This is a genomic window from Paraburkholderia sp. RL18-085-BIA-A (genome assembly GCF_046027075.1).
Lineage (GTDB): Bacteria > Pseudomonadota > Gammaproteobacteria > Burkholderiales > Burkholderiaceae > Paraburkholderia.
Genome location: NZ_JARESU010000175.1, coordinates 1 through 14,337, shown reverse-complemented (window position 1 = coordinate 14,337; position 14,337 = coordinate 1). Strand labels below are relative to the sequence as shown.

General features: G+C 60.3%; 8 protein-coding genes and 2 pseudogenes. 7 read left to right on the top strand and 3 right to left on the bottom strand.

Going from position 1 to position 14,337, the window contains the following annotated elements:
- Positions 1 to 236: 236 nt before the first annotated feature.
- From P0D89_RS46285 to P0D89_RS46270, 4 genes are all read left to right on the top strand, one after another.
- Positions 237 to 1,346, top strand: coding sequence for a Gfo/Idh/MocA family protein (locus P0D89_RS46285; RefSeq protein ID WP_408368759.1), 1,110 nt, complete (start codon positions 237 to 239; stop codon positions 1,344 to 1,346).
- Between the two features lie 1,182 nt (positions 1,347 to 2,528).
- Entirely contained in the window at positions 2,529 to 5,006 is a 2,478-nt protein-coding gene (locus P0D89_RS46280) for an ATP-binding cassette domain-containing protein (RefSeq protein WP_408378797.1), read from the top strand.
- A gap of 29 nt (positions 5,007 to 5,035) precedes the next feature.
- Positions 5,036 to 6,034: an ABC transporter permease gene (locus P0D89_RS46275; protein WP_408368763.1), complete on the top strand. Its 999-nt coding sequence runs from the start codon at positions 5,036 to 5,038 to the stop codon at positions 6,032 to 6,034.
- A 311-nt stretch (positions 6,035 to 6,345) separates the two neighbouring features.
- Positions 6,346 to 7,416: a porin gene (locus P0D89_RS46270; protein WP_408368765.1), complete on the top strand. Its 1,071-nt coding sequence runs from the start codon at positions 6,346 to 6,348 to the stop codon at positions 7,414 to 7,416.
- An 834-nt stretch (positions 7,417 to 8,250) separates the two neighbouring features.
- Here P0D89_RS46270 and P0D89_RS46265 read toward each other — a convergent pair.
- Positions 8,251 to 8,864 (bottom strand): annotated as a pseudogene (locus P0D89_RS46265) (DUF932 domain-containing protein).
- A 1,193-nt stretch (positions 8,865 to 10,057) separates the two neighbouring features.
- Here P0D89_RS46265 and P0D89_RS46260 point away from each other — a divergent pair.
- Entirely contained in the window at positions 10,058 to 10,369 is a 312-nt protein-coding gene (locus P0D89_RS46260; RefSeq protein WP_408368767.1) for a hypothetical protein, read from the top strand.
- Positions 10,370 to 11,089: 720 nt separating this feature from the next.
- On the top strand, positions 11,090 to 11,443 hold the full coding sequence (locus tag P0D89_RS46255; protein ID WP_408368769.1) for a DUF4148 domain-containing protein: 354 nt from the start codon (positions 11,090 to 11,092) through the stop codon (positions 11,441 to 11,443).
- A gap of 369 nt (positions 11,444 to 11,812) precedes the next feature.
- On the opposite strand, the gene P0D89_RS46250 is transcribed toward P0D89_RS46255, so the two are convergent.
- Both P0D89_RS46250 and P0D89_RS46245 read right to left on the bottom strand, forming a co-directional pair.
- A complete protein-coding gene (locus P0D89_RS46250; protein WP_408368771.1) occupies positions 11,813 to 12,235 on the bottom strand; it encodes a response regulator in 423 nt (140 codons plus the stop codon).
- 10 nt (positions 12,236 to 12,245) lie between these two features.
- Positions 12,246 to 13,067, bottom strand: coding sequence for a MipA/OmpV family protein (locus P0D89_RS46245; RefSeq protein WP_408368772.1), 822 nt, complete (start codon positions 13,065 to 13,067; stop codon positions 12,246 to 12,248).
- Positions 13,068 to 13,232: 165 nt separating this feature from the next.
- On the opposite strand from P0D89_RS46245, the pseudogene P0D89_RS46240 reads away from it, so the two are divergent.
- A pseudogene (locus tag P0D89_RS46240) lies at positions 13,233 to 13,740 on the top strand (recombinase family protein); the annotation flags it as partial.
- Between the last annotated feature and the right edge of the window lie 597 nt (positions 13,741 to 14,337).

Below are 14,337 nucleotides of genomic sequence, written 5' to 3'. Positions count from 1 at the left end.
TGTGGGCAAATGACCGGCGTGACGTTACGCGTCGAGTACCTGACGCGTCACAGCAAAGACGCTCGGACATGCGATGCACTATTGAAGGCATCGCCGGCTGTATTGAGTGAGTGAAGTTAATTCGTTAAGCCTTTATCCCGCTGTTTCCGGACCACATCGAGCGGGATTCGGTTTGGACCGCACCTGGCAATAGGCGGCGGTCTGGATAGAAATGACTCAATGGTTTCGAGGATGCTATGAAAAAACGCTTTCGAGTGGGTGTAGTGGGAGTCAGCACGGAGCGCGGTTGGGGTACGACAGCTCACATTCCTGCGCTGCGTGCGCTGTCCGACGTATTCGAGACCGCCGGCGTGGCAAATACGAGTCTCGCGAGCGCAAAGGCGGCCGCTGCGGCCTTTGGTATTCCGCGCGCGTTCGAGAACGTGGCGGCGCTAGTGGCCTCGCCGGAAATCGACGTCGTGGCCGTAACGGTCAAAGTTCCCCACCATCGTGAAGTTGTCACTGCGGCTTTGGAGGCGGGTAAGCATGTTTACTGTGAATGGCCCCTCGGAAACGGCCTTGCGGAAGCGGTCGAGCTTGCCGCGCTCGCCAGGCAGCGCAAGGTACGGGCAGTGGTGGGCACCCAGGCCACCGCGTCGCCCGAGGTCGAACTTGTGCGCGAGATCGTGGCTAACGGATACGTGGGCGACGTGTTGTCGTCGACCTACCTTGGCAGCGGTCCTACCTGGGGTGACGAGGTCACGCGCGGCGACTCCTACGCTATGGATTCGCGCAACGGCGCTACCATGCTGTCGATCATGGGTGGGCATGCGCTTGCTGCCGTGCAAAGTGTGCTCGGCCCCGTCGACGAGGTGGCGGGCGTGGTGTCGCAGCGACGGAAGACCGTGCGCATCGTCGGGACGGGTGACTCGATCCCGATGCAAACACACGACCATGTGATGGTGAATGCCGTTTTGAAGTCGGGAGCACCGCTGTCGCTGGTGCTCCGCGGCGGCCTGCCGCGCGGCACGCGGCTGCTGTGGGAGATCAACGGAACGCTTGGCGATCTGCGCATGACCGCGACGAATGACCAGGTTCCCGTCATCAATATCTCGCCGTTGCGCGTGGAGGCTGGCCGGAGGGGTGAACAGGGGTATGGCGAGGTGGAGGCGGCGAAGTCGCACGACTTCGATTTCGTGGATACGGGCTTTGCGCGAAATGTGGCAGCCATCTATCGGCAGATGGCCGAGGACCTGGTTCATGGAACCAGCATCGCCCCTGATTTCGATGACGCAGTAGCCCTTCACAAGGTGATTGATGCCATCGAGAGGTCCGATCAGACACGCAAGCGGGTGCGAATCGACTGATCGGCATCCAGATCGTGGGTCTATTGAGCGACCGGTTAAATCAGAGTCAACAGCGATCCAGCTGACGAAGCTACCGCCTCCTCGCATGGAGGCGATTTGTGCTAGTTGCCCGCTCCGCGTCGCGCAGAGGTCAACAATGAGGATTTGCGAAATGCGCGCCGATGCCGGGTGCCGGGTGCGGGGTGCGGGGAAAGGGGAGACGTCTGTGGCCTTGAAACCGCATTGAGCACGTAGCCACCCTGAACTGAACGATTGCGCGCGGCGCGAGATGATGTTCGAGGTCCAGGAGAGCCAATGCTGCTATGTGCTCGTCAACCCGGCGAACTGCGAGGCCTCACATAAGTCGTACACACAATATCGACGACAGGCCGAACACTGTTGCCGATTCGGTCGCCGCCTCGTCGAGGATCGACAGGCTCTGATCCCGCGACGGCATCCAGTTACGACTTGCGCATCTTCCCCGATCTGCCCGTCGACCCGCGAGTCACCGCTGCCGGCGGGCTCGTCCGTCTTTGCATTGCATCACGCTCAAGAATAACCAGACGATCACGGATTACGGCGACGACGCGTCACGCAATCAGTTGCGGCGTCGCCGCGCGCAGTCGCGCGCCGCCTTCAGGTGACACCCATGTGAAATCCGTGTTCCGTGCGACATGGGTAGGGAGATTCCCCAGGGCGCTTGACTTTGTTCATTCCGAAACACATCATTCTATATAAAGCGATCTGGCATAGCATCATCGTACGTTAAATGATATGCGGGAGCACGGATGATGCTTCGCATCTCGACGCTGCCTCGTTGACCAACTGCCGTCGATCCTGTTGTGCACCGGTACGGGTTAAAAAATAAACAGAGGAATGCCGGGCAAGGCGTTACCTGCCTGCATAGCCCGCGATTTGGCTGCTGAATTGCATTTGCCTTTACGTCCACCCGAAGCCCTGCAAGCACGGAGTAAATCTGGTGCAGACAGATAAGAAGAACAAGAAAATGCACGTTAATTTTTAAATAATTCGTACAACATAGCAATGTAACTGGTGGACGCGTTGGGCACCATCTGGCAACGGAATCAAGGATCAATATGTTCGACTCGCTTATGGCCTGACTGGCACGCAAAGTTCTCTCCTCCGCGCTTCCGGCCGACAGGCCCAAGGAAGTATTTGCACAGTAATTGTTCGAGATGAATCATGAATGACCAGAAAACACTGCTGCAGGTCGATGGTGTCACCAAGATTTTCCCCGGAGTGCGGGCGCTAGACAACGTGACGTTCTCGGTGGTCGAGGGCGAGGTGCACGGTCTCGTTGGCGAGAACGGGGCCGGCAAGTCCACGCTCATGGCCGTCGCGTCCGGCGCCCTCGTTCCGGAGAAAGGACGCGTCGTGATCGACGGCACGGAAACGCGAGGCGACACGGAGCAGGCACGCCGGTTGGGGTTGGCTATCGTACGGCAGGAACCGGCGCTCATGCCCGATCTGACCGTAGCGGAAAACCTTTATCTCGGCGTGCCTGTCGAGCAGCGTCCGTCCTTGATGGAGGTTGCGCAATGGGCGCGAGGGCTCCTGAAGCAATGGAGCGACGATGTTGCAATCGATTCGAACGAGCGCGTGGTGAGCTTGGGCCCCGAGCAGCGGTTCATCGTTGAAATTGTCAAAGCGCTTGCTGCAAAGCCCAAGGTACTGGTCCTCGACGAACCGACCGAACACCTGTTGACAGAAGACGTCGACCGTCTGTTCGAGCGCATCCGCAAGATAACGGCTTCGGGTTGTTCGGTCGTCTATATCTCGCACCGGATCCGCGAAGTGCAGAGGATTGCGCATCGCCTGACGGTTCTTCGCGACGGTCAGGGCCAGGGTACCTATGAGGCCGCGGGTCTCAGCGAACAGGAAATCGTCGAACTGATCGTTGGAGGTGCGCTCGAACGCGACTTCCCGGCCAAGGGTAACAATGGCGGCGCAAGCGTCTTACTCGACGTAACAAAGCTGCGTGGTGCCGGCTTTACCGACATATCGGTTCAGGTCAAGCAAGGCGAGATTGTCGGCCTCGCGGGGATCGACGGCAACGGCCAGCGGGAGTTCATGCGAGCCCTCGCGGGACAGGCGCGAAGCCGCGGCAGCGTCACGGTGGCCGGCATTCCCGCGAAGCTTCGCAACTCGCAGGCTGCCGCCGATTCGGGCATCCGTTATCTGCCGGGCGACCGTCGTCGCGAGGGCATTTTCGGCGAATTGTCGGTGCGCGAGAATTTCTCGATCCGCAGTCTCCGATTCGATTCCATCAAGGGATGGGTGAGCCAGCGCAGCGAAGCAAAGCGTGCCATGGACGCCGTGACGAGATTCGCTGTCAAGACGCCATCCATCGACACGCCTATTCGTAGCTTGTCGGGCGGTAACCAGCAAAAGCTTGTGCTGGCGAGTGTCCTCGCCAGCCATCCCAAGGTGCTGCTGGTCGACGAGCCGACCCAGGGCGTGGACATTGGCGCACGGATGGAAATCTACAAGGTGCTTCGCGAGGCCGCAGCAGCAGGCACCGCCGTGATCGTCGTTTCGTCTGATGCGCACGAGGTGGCGGGACTCTGTGACCGCGTGCTCATCTTCTCGCGTGGCCATGTCGTTAAGGATTTGGGCGAGGACGCCGTCAGTGAGAACAACATCACGTCTGCCGTCTTGACGGCAACGACTGAGCGGGAGAAGGGCGCGTCCCGGACCTCCGGGCTCTGGAAGTGGGCTGCTGGGGATTGGGCGCCGCTCGTGATGCTTGCCGTTGCAGTCTGTGCGCTCGGCCTGTATGCGGCGGCCGTCAATCCGACCTACCTTTCTGCGCGAAACCTGAGCGGCATGCTGGCGCTCGTGGCGACACTGGCCATCGTCGCATACGGGCAGCAGATTCTCATGCTGGTTGGCGGGATCGATCTTTCGGTCGGGCCGCTCATGGGGCTGATCGTCGTCATACAGTCGTTCTTCCTGAATGATGGCGCCTCGCCAGGCTATCAGCTCTCTGGATGGGTGATCGTGTTGTTCGTCGCCCTTGCCGTCGGACTCGTGAACTGGACGCTTGTCGGCCCGTTCCGGCTGCATCCGATGGTGGCGACACTCGCGACGTACATGGCGCTTCAAGCGGTGTCACTGCTCCTTCGGCCGGTTCCGGGTGGCCTGATCGCTGATTCCGTCGTGGAGTCGATCGGTGCCCAGATCGGCGTCATGCCCATTGTCGTGATTGTGGCAATCGCGATGGCCGTGGTGCTCGAAATCGCGTTGTTCAAGTCGAGGGCCGGTCTAACGCTGCGCGGCGTCGGCTCCCGCGTCGAGGCGGCGCGTATGTCCGGCGCCCACCCGCAGCTGACGTCGCTCGCCGCGTACATGGGGTGTTCGTTCCTTGCTGGCGTCGCTGCCGTGCCCATGATGGCGCAGGCCGGCTCTGGCGACGCCAGCGCCGGCATCAACTACACGCTCGGAAGCGTCGCAGCGGTAGTGATCGGCGGCGCAAGCCTGTTTGGCGGACGCGGCTCCTTCGTCGGTTCGCTGCTGGGTGCGCTCCTTATCATTCAGGTGAACGTCGTCACCTCATTCCTCGATATCGGAGACTCGTGGCAGTCGTACCTCCTGGGCGGGATGATCCTCGCGGCAGTCGCGCTCTATTCCAAGAGCAGAGAAATAGTGGTGGCGAAATGAGAAACGCAACGCACAAACAGGCGGAAGTTATGTCGGAATACCTTGAGCCCTCCAAGCCGAAATCAAAAACAAAGCCGGCACGGCTACCCGCGGTTGATGAATTCTCATGGATCTGGGTCGGGCTGATCCTGCTCTTCGGCTGCAGCGTCATTGTCGCGCCGGGCACGATGACGCGAGGCTCGATCCTGGCCATGCTTCCGTTCGCCGGTATTCTTGCGATCGTTGCGACCGGCCAAACGTTGGTCATCCAGCAGCGCGGGCTGGATATGTCGGCAATCGGTATGGTTTCGCTCGCCGGCATTGTCATGGCCAGAACGGGATTCGCATTCAATTCCATCGTCCTTGCCGTCATTATTACTGTCTGCGTCGGCGGGATCGTTGGAATCATCAATGGTGCGCTCATCTCGAGGGTCGCGATTACGCCGCTGGTGGCGACGCTTGCCGTCAACGCGCTGCTGATTGGCTGCGCACGCTCGTTGACCGGCAACGTTCCGGTTGACGTCCCGACCGTCATGCAAACCATTTCGCACGCCCAGTTCCTAGGGCTCCCGGCCAACGTCTGGTTCGCCTTCGCGTTCGTGGCGACCGCGTGGGTCATTACCCGCAAGACCACGGTAGGGCGCAGGTTCGTCGCCGTAGGGGTGAACCCGCGCGCGGCCGAAGCCGCAGGGGTCAACGTGCTGAAGTACAGAATTGGGGCCTACCTCGCTTCCGCCGTTTGCTTTTCCGCGGCGGGCATGCTGCTCGCCGGATTCATCGGAAGCGCGTCGCAGACTTCGGGTAACGACTATCTCCTGCCGGCGATCGCAGCCGTAGTGGTCGGAGGCACGCCGTTCACGGGTGGCAGAGGCAGTGTCGTCGCAAGTGCCGTGGCCGCGCTCTTCATGGCGCAACTCGGCCAGCTCGTGCTGGCGCTTGGCGCAGGCCCCGCTGTTCAGCTCCTCGTTCAGGCCTGCGCGATTCTGCTGGCGACGACAGTACGCCATCTTCCGAAATTTCTGCGAACACTTCGCAGGTCGAGGGGGTAGTCGTTTCTCTCTGCGTCCGCGCTGACGATCGTCGAGGGTTGTGCGGGGCGGCGTACAGGAATGCGTGTCCGCAATGCCGCTGGCGGAGCGAATTGATTGATCAGATCTGGGAAATGTCGGGTTGTAGTTAGTAGTGCGATGGTTTGCTTCGTTCGATTATGACTTGTGCCAGAGGTAGATCCAGGCGATTGAATGGCCCTACGGTCTATCTGTGCGAATCAGGGAAAGACCACGGGTTCGTTCTGTACGGTGCGGCCCAGAAAGAGGCCTCCGCGTTATTCATGGAGATTATTTTCGTTGAGGATGACAAAATGAAAAAGCTCGCATTATTTGTGGCATTGGCAACCATCGGGATTTGCAATGCAAACGCACAGGGCTCTGTGACCCTGTACGGGCGCATTGCGGCCGGCCTCGACTACGTGACAAATGTCGCGACGCCAGATGGTCAGTCAAAGCACAATTTCCGGTTCGGCAGTAATCAGTACGGGTACAGCTGGTTTGGCCTGAAAGGCGATGAAGACCTCGGCGGCGGTGTGCATGCGGTCTTTAAACTCGAAAGTCTGTTTACATCCGGCAACGGCCAGCTTGCACCTGACACGATCTTCACCCGAGATGCGTATGTAGGCCTTGCCCACGAAAAATTCGGAAGTATCTGGTTCGGCCGCGCCATGAGCCTGACCGACGAAACCGGCTGGTACATTGACCCGTTGGCAGAGCAGGTAGGAACTGGTATCGCCAACTTCGCCTTCGGACGAGCGTGGGGGCCGCGGTCAAACGTCGTTACCTACAATTCGCCGATCTGGGCGGGATTCTCGTTCCGCGTGCAGAATGGATTTGGCAACGAGGCTGGTAACTTCCAGGGTGGCCGCCAGTTCAGCGTGAGCGCGCAATATACACTCGTGAATTTTGCGGCGTACGGGGTGTACGAAGAAATCCGCGATGTCAACGGGCAATTCTCCGACCTGTACACGGCTTCGCGAGAGTACATGATCGGGGGCACCTATACACTCGGGCCAGTCAAATTATTTACCGGCTACCAGCTGCTGGTGTCGTCCGGACAGGATACGGTCGCGACCACGTTCAATCCGTTCGCGGCAACGCGTAGCCAGCAGGAGTGGCTAGGTGCCTCCTGGCAGGCTACGAGCGCGCTGGCGTTCCAGGCCGGCTGGTATCACGGCAACGTCAATCACGGAGGGGGCACCGGCAACCTCGGGGCGCTCGGCACCACCTACAACCTGTCAAAACGGACATTCCTCTACCTGACCGTCGGAGCAATGTTCAACGGCAAGCAGTCCGCGTTCCCGGTTGAAACGGCCGACTCCCTACCGCTGCCGGGCCACAACCAGCAAGGCGGCTACTTGGGCATCATGCACTACTTCTGAGCGCAATTGATGACCTTGATGCGCGACCCGTGGTCAATCGGCGCGACGTTCGCGAGGTCACGATCCGGGGTGCCGACATGATCTGACATGTGGTGGCGTCCCCGGTCGATCAATCCACGCGGGTGCCGGTTGTGACACACGGCGATAGGCTTGTGAGTCTTCAGGGCTGGCCAATTGGCTTCGCAACATCGCCGTACGTAAAGGGCCTGCCCATAGAGGGAATGCCAGGGCGCGCCGTGCAGTGAATTGACATGTGAAGTGCTTGGAACAAGCTCGCGCCCTCGGAACGCGCTGCGTTTGCCAGGTGGCGCAAAACCCGAACCGTCGACGAGAGCAGCGCCACCAGCCATTGCATCGCGAATTACTACCTTCGTTCAGGCGAGTTGGGCCGGCTAGATGACCTTATGCGTCCAGCTTTCGCACGGTTGAGCAACAGATTCCAGAACGCTTGTGCGACACCGCCCGGTTCTGCAGCAGGCCCTTTGCACGGATGCTGACGGCAAGGGCTGGAATACCCGTGAGCGGTGCCGTGCGGGCATTGAGCGGCGAGGACGCAGACTGGAATACGGCACGGTTATGACCGGCTGCTCGTTACCGAAGCGGGTTTCGAGTACCGGCGCGGTTTCGGTGGCGTTGGCCGTGGTGGTTTCAATTTCATGGGCTTACATGATTGACTCCAGAAGGTGGGAAGGGAAGTTCCGGGTCAGGGTGCTGCCGGAAACCATCAGGAATCGATCCGGATAGGAGTCCTGATAGAAAGATATGGGGCGAGGCGGCGGGGTGCCACCCCTGCCGTGCTTACGCCTTCATCTGGCGCATCGCGTCCGCGAGCATTCAGAGGGCGCGATTGAGCTTCACGTTCTGGTCGATGCCGGTGATGGGGCGCGTGGACATTGAGCGGCCGGTGCGCGAGCTTCCATGCAGGCCACCTTTCGTGAGGTTTTCCTGCACGCGGTTGAAGACGGTCCAGAGGTCATCGCGACGATCCTCGAAGCGGCGCGGGGCGAGTAACTGGCATTCGGTGATCGGAGCGGGGGTCTCGGCGTCGGTCGGGTCGTAGCGCAACGCGAGCGCGGCGCGGGCGAACGCATACTGTTCGTCGCGGTTGAGCGTGACGTCGCGCATGCCGTCCTTCTGCTCGCGGATCAGGTCGAAACCGTCGAGCACGTCGAACGCGCCATTGATGACGTTCTGAACGACGTTGCCCTTGTGCGGCACGCGGATATCGGCCACGTTGTCGCGTGCGACCATGCCGTTCTGGCAGACAAAGCGCAGCACGCCCGCGAGCATCTGGTAGCTGTTCGTGCCGTCGTGCGAGTTCAGCAGCACGATTTCGTTGGCTTCGTCGCCCGAGATCTGGGGGCGACGCGGCGGATCTGATCGTCCGACAGGGGCCAATCGGCGCGAAGCATCGGGGAACCGCAACGGAAAGCGGAAGCGAGTTGCATGGCAGTCTCCACAGCAAAAAGGGTTGAGGACTTGAACCGGTCGAAGGGATGTGCCTTGCAGTTGCGGTTGGACACCTCCCGGTGGAACCCGGGGTTGGCTTTGCTGCCGCCAGGTTCCCGGGTTTCCGCCCGTGCGATTTGAGGAGCCGATAGCGGGCGGGCGTCAAGAAAAAAGGCGAGGGAGGGGTGCGCGCAGCACTGGCCCTAGCCCCTTGATGCGCGCCTGCTAGCGGCTACCGTCGCGGGTCAAGGGCGGGAACCTGGGAACCCAGTGCATGCCATACATCGGGTTGACCGGGCAGGGATGCCGCGCGGCAGGCGCGGCTGCGTGGCCGTGCCGGCCACGCCTGGCTAGAAGGCGATGGGGTTGACTGCTGCGCCAGGGATTGATGCCCGCCAGGGGGAGATGCGGAACGCGGCTCGACGCGTAGCGCGAGAGCCCGGTCCAGGCGCGTGAGCGTCGGGAGGCGTCCTGGCGGTATGGGTGGTTATACGTCAACATTGATCGCCGACCGGGGCCTGGTTCTGTTGGACGCGACGGGCAGTACGCGGCCAGGAATCGACGTTCGGTTCTTCCGCCCAGATCGTCGCCAGTCGTGGGGGAGTTCGTTTGCAGGTTTGCTCACCGGCCCCCGCTCCACTGGCTGTTCGCTATCCACGCATCCCAATCAGTTTCCTCCCGGGTCACGTAGCATGTGCCGCGCAATGCCGAACCACTCCGGCCTCAGATTGGGGACCAGAACCCAGTAGGGGTAACCCCAAAAATCGAAATTCACCCTTGCGAACAATGCGCTTAATTATCAGCGACCGCTTTCCTACACTTGGTATCAGCTGCTATGGACTCGATCCGGCGCTGTCGGCGCACCGTATGTCGTCAATACTGTGCAATGCCGGCCTGAGAAGCCTTATCGCGCGTCGCTTGAGCTGATTGAGACATAGAGGGCATCGTGGGCATAAACGAGGTGCCGGTCACCTAGGTAGGTTCTAGGCGGGCGTAGATTCTTTCCAGGAATGAAGTACGTGTCTCGTTGCCAGCCCTGAGCGGCGATCTGTGATCTGCGTCACGTGCACCACTGCGAACGGTCGCGCGAGTTTGTTTGATCGCCAAGAGCCAAGCGTCCAACGACCGCTATGGAAAAATACGAATGGATCGTTTGCGTCGAAATTCCAGTCCAATCAAGGAGGAAGGGGGCATGAACAAGGCAACCAGCACATTAATCGCGGCCGTCGCCGCACTCACGCTGTCGGGCGGCGCTTATGCACAGAGCAACAACACGCTGGCGACCCCGACCACCGTGTCGCCGGCCGCGGTGTCGCCGGCCAATGCAACGAGCGGCTATGGCACGCCTGGCGTCACCAATTCGGACAGCGGCATGGGCGCCGCGTCGCCGAACTCGGGTCTGCCGAACAGCACGAACAATAGCTCGTCGTCCCTCACCAACGCTCCCGGGAGTCACAACACGCTGGCGACCCCGAGCGTAGTGTCGCCGGCCGCCGGCCAATAGCGGTTGTTAAAGATGACAGCCAGGCGCAAATAAGTGCAAACCGACTCAGCGCTGCAATCGCGTAAGGCGCAGTTGTAATTGTGACCCGGTGCCACAGTTTCGCGACTAGCAGGAGGTAGTTAATATGATGGACCTACAGGGTTCCATGCAGGTTTGCGCGGTTCATTCGGTGCCGTGCCCTTTGCATAGGGCAGGCAATACACGGCTTGTGGCCGAACCTCGCGATACCAATTGACCTGACATCGCAACCAGTCTCGCCGGCCGCCCGCACGGCGACATCGAGCGTCCGGAACTGCCGCACCTTCGACCTGTCGGCGCTCGCGCGCCGCGCATCTGCACGAACATCTGCCGTCCTTCGCGACCGACGACGTTGAGCGTCAGCACCCAGTACACGTTGTTGATGTTGCTGGCGAAAAAGTCATCCGCCATCCCGGCGCGGAAAAACGACTTCGTTTGGTCCGGCGTCCACGTCTTGAACTCCTGATCGAACAGATCATCCGATTTGCCGGAGTATCCGAAATCGTTCGTTTTTGAACAGCGTATGGATTTCGGACCGCAGATAGCGGCAGCCGAGACCTCACTAGGGTTTACCCATATTTAGCAAAAGTCTTATGCAGGAAGGGGTCTTCATGTTAAGTGTGTACTTACCTAGACTGTGTTCACTGATTTACGAACAGGGCTGTTCGTAGCAGGACAAAACAAAGTCTGGAGGTAGTAACCATGAAGTCCCTGATTCAAGCCGTTGTTGTTGCCGCTGCCCTTGCTGCACCGGTTGTCGTGTTCGCTCAAGCGAATGCGCCTGTGACCCGCGCCCAGGTCCGCGCGGAACTGGTCCAGCTGGAAAATGCTGGCTATCACCCGGGCGATGGTGACAAGACCACCTATCCAGCACAGATACAGGCTGCTGAAGCCAAGGTGGCTGCGCAAAATGCGCAAACGGCAACGGCACAGGCTCTCGTTGCTGACACCAGCGGGGTGGGTGGAGTGATCAGCGGTTCGTCGGCATCCGACGCCCCCGCAGCGGTCCGCCCTGCAGCCAATGACGGCATGAAGCCAATTTACTTCGGTCATTAAGCCGTCAGATTGGCGAGCCGTTGGTGCCCCACCCGGTCGCTAGCATCGCCCTCTGAGCACGCGGCACCTCTGCGTCTCCATTCAAAGAGCTGGTCCGTCATCGCGGTAACGCCCGGTACCGGACCAGTTTCGTTCCATATACTTCCGCAGCGCGCGGAACTAGATTTGGACACCCATCGGCAGCCCATCGGCAGCCCGACGGCACATAAAAAGTCCGAATCCTGAGGGCACCCCACTCCCTGTCAGTAAAGCCAGACGACAAAGCTCGTGCCCGACAACAGGCTGCTTACCGTCTGCCGGCCTTCACGAGGCATAGCATGATCTGCAGTTCGGCTGGGGCAAGCAGTACCGACCGCGTTCTACTGCGCATCAGGCGTTGCTGCGGATCCACCGTGATGTCAACGACGACAGCACCAGCTCCTCGATCGCTGGTGGTCGGCGCATCAATGTACGCACCCGTGCGACCAGCTCGCTCATCGCGAACGGCTTGGTCACGTAGTCGTCGGCGCCGCTTTCGAGGCCGTCGACACGATCGTGCAGCGCATCGCGTGCGGTCAACATCAGGCACGGCGTCATCTGGCCCCCGGTGCGCAAGTCGCGCAGAAAAGCGAGTCCATCTCCGTCCGGCAATCCGCGGTCGATGATCAGCACCGCGTATTCGGCACGGGTCACACCGTAGCTCGCCTCGGATACATTGCGGAAGTGATCGGCTTCGATTCCCGCTTCCGTCAGCGCCCTGCGCACCATGCTGGCGAGACGCTCGTGGTCTTCGATCAGTGCAACTCGCGACATGATGCTGGGCTCAATTAAATTGATAAAGGTAGCCGATTCTGGCTTGCGGAATGAACCTCTTTCCCACCAGCGGGCTGTCGGTGATGCCACTGCCAAGATGCGAAGCGCCGACATCGAGAATCACGAGCTGATGGCGCGTGAACTTATAGTCGACACGCGCGCCCACCGACATCTCGTAGGTCGAGTTTCCTGAATAAGCCGGGCGCCCTGCGCGCACTTCTGACGGTCGCACGCCGTAGTAGTAGTCGACATACTTGCTGCTCAGCCATTCGGCGCCGACGTGCGGCTCGATCGAAAAGTTACCGTACTCGAAGGACTTGCTGAAGTCGACGCTGGCCATTTCGCCCTTGTTGCCGCCGGCGAGAAACTCACCGGAAAGCGTGCCGAACGCGGTGTGCCAGGAGAGCGCCGGACCATACCAGAACGCGCCGTTACGGTCTTGCATGCCATTGAGGATCGGCGCATCCGACTGCTTGTAGCCGTCGGCGATCGCATACTTGCCGCGCAGCGAGAAGCTCACGTTACTCCATTTGCCGATCTTGAGGTCAAGCGCGGTGCCGAACGCATGCACCCATTTGTTCTCGAAGAAGATCAGTGGGATCGGCGTGAATTTGGCGCCGCAGCCCTTGTAGGGGGCCTGCTCGATGCCGGCTGCTGCACCGAGCCCCCAGGTGTGGGTCACGTTCGTCGAATTGCTCAGCACGGTGAAGCCCGAGTCCTCTACGGTGGGCGGATACGCGCTGGCACCGTCGGCCCAGGCCGTGCCCGAATAGAAGCAGGCCGAGGCAACGACCAGCAATAGCTGGTTCCCACGGGGAAACGTCTTCTTCACAGCCGTTCCTGAAGTGGATAGATGGGACGGAGTCGACTGTAGAACCGGGGGACTTACTCGTTACTTACCCAAAAAGGTGTCGCAGCGTGACTTACCAGACAATTACCGAACAGCGCAAGGTCAAACACCGTCCGATGGTGTCTGCGGGCAGCCGTTCGGCGGTAAGTGAGCAGTAATCGCATCGTCACCGAGCAGATCAGCGGATCGGTCGCGGCGAGCGAACGCCCCGGGTTTGCGAGCCCGCTAAACAGGCTTGAAAGCGGAGACGTGCTGGTCGTAACGAAACTGGACCGTCCACGGCGCAATGTGATGGACGTGCGCACAACCTTCGAGCTGCTCGATAACACGGGGGTTCGCGTCCATTGCATGGCGCTTGGCGGTGTCGATCTTATGTCTGCGCCCGGGCAAGATGACGATGGGTGTGATTGCGGCGGTCGCCGAATTCGAGCGCGATCTGCTGATCGAGCGGACCAACGCGGGCATCGCTCGAGCGAAGGCTGCCGGCAAAATACCGGGACGCAATCCCGCGTTCACAAACGCATGGCAACGGCAGGAGCTCGAAAGGCTCGAAGCGGGCGAGAGCATCAGCGCCCTTGCGAGAGCGCACCAAACTACGCGGCAGACGATCCAGCGGGTGAAAGCGAAAGCCGCACAAACCGAAAGAGAATGCTGATAACCGGGAGGGGGGACATGCCTGCGGTGTTTGAGAACGACGGTAGCCTATTGCAACCGGATGACTTGATGGCGCTGAATTGCTGCTTGACGATGACGACGGTCCTACATGGGATCAACTTACCGACGAGGCGCCAGACTATGGCGCTCCCGTTCCAGACGGAGTGAACGATGGCGCGGCTTGAATCTCGAAGCACCGAGAAAGAGTCGCGGATCTTTTGGTGCGTGGTTTTGTGCAGAGCGCGCTGGAGATTCGCGCCGTGCGGCATCCGGTGCGTGCCGCTGCCTCGTCGCGGCGTTAAGTGCCGTCGGCCAGGAGCGGTCACTTGGGCGCTTGCCACGAGCTGGCTCGATCAGGATCTGGTCAAAGACGTTGAGTGACTTTCACTAGAGTGCCGAAGATGATCGTTGGGATGCGTCTGTCTGGGTCATCGGGCGATGTCACGGCAGAAGACAGATAGGAGGCAAGTCCGATTCTGTCCTTGTTGGGCACCAATCAGCCAGGAACGGTCAGTTACCGGCGTTATTCGAATGACCGCAGCTGGGTTGGCAATGGACATTTATTCCGCAACATCCGGACCGGGAGCTAATGTTTCAT

Coding starts and splice junctions, on each gene's coding strand:
- P0D89_RS46280 (WP_408378797.1), top strand. CDS start 2,529: ATGAATGACCAGAAAACACTGCTGCAGGTCGATGGTGTCACCAAGATT.
- P0D89_RS46255 (WP_408368769.1), top strand. CDS start 11,090: ATGAAGTCCCTGATTCAAGCCGTTGTTGTTGCCGCTGCCCTTGCTGCA.
- P0D89_RS46250 (WP_408368771.1), bottom strand. CDS start 12,235: ATGTCGCGAGTTGCACTGATCGAAGACCACGAGCGTCTCGCCAGCATG.
- P0D89_RS46285 (WP_408368759.1), top strand. CDS start 237: ATGAAAAAACGCTTTCGAGTGGGTGTAGTGGGAGTCAGCACGGAGCGC.
- P0D89_RS46270 (WP_408368765.1), top strand. CDS start 6,346: ATGAAAAAGCTCGCATTATTTGTGGCATTGGCAACCATCGGGATTTGC.
- P0D89_RS46260 (WP_408368767.1), top strand. CDS start 10,058: ATGAACAAGGCAACCAGCACATTAATCGCGGCCGTCGCCGCACTCACG.
- P0D89_RS46275 (WP_408368763.1), top strand. CDS start 5,036: ATGTCGGAATACCTTGAGCCCTCCAAGCCGAAATCAAAAACAAAGCCG.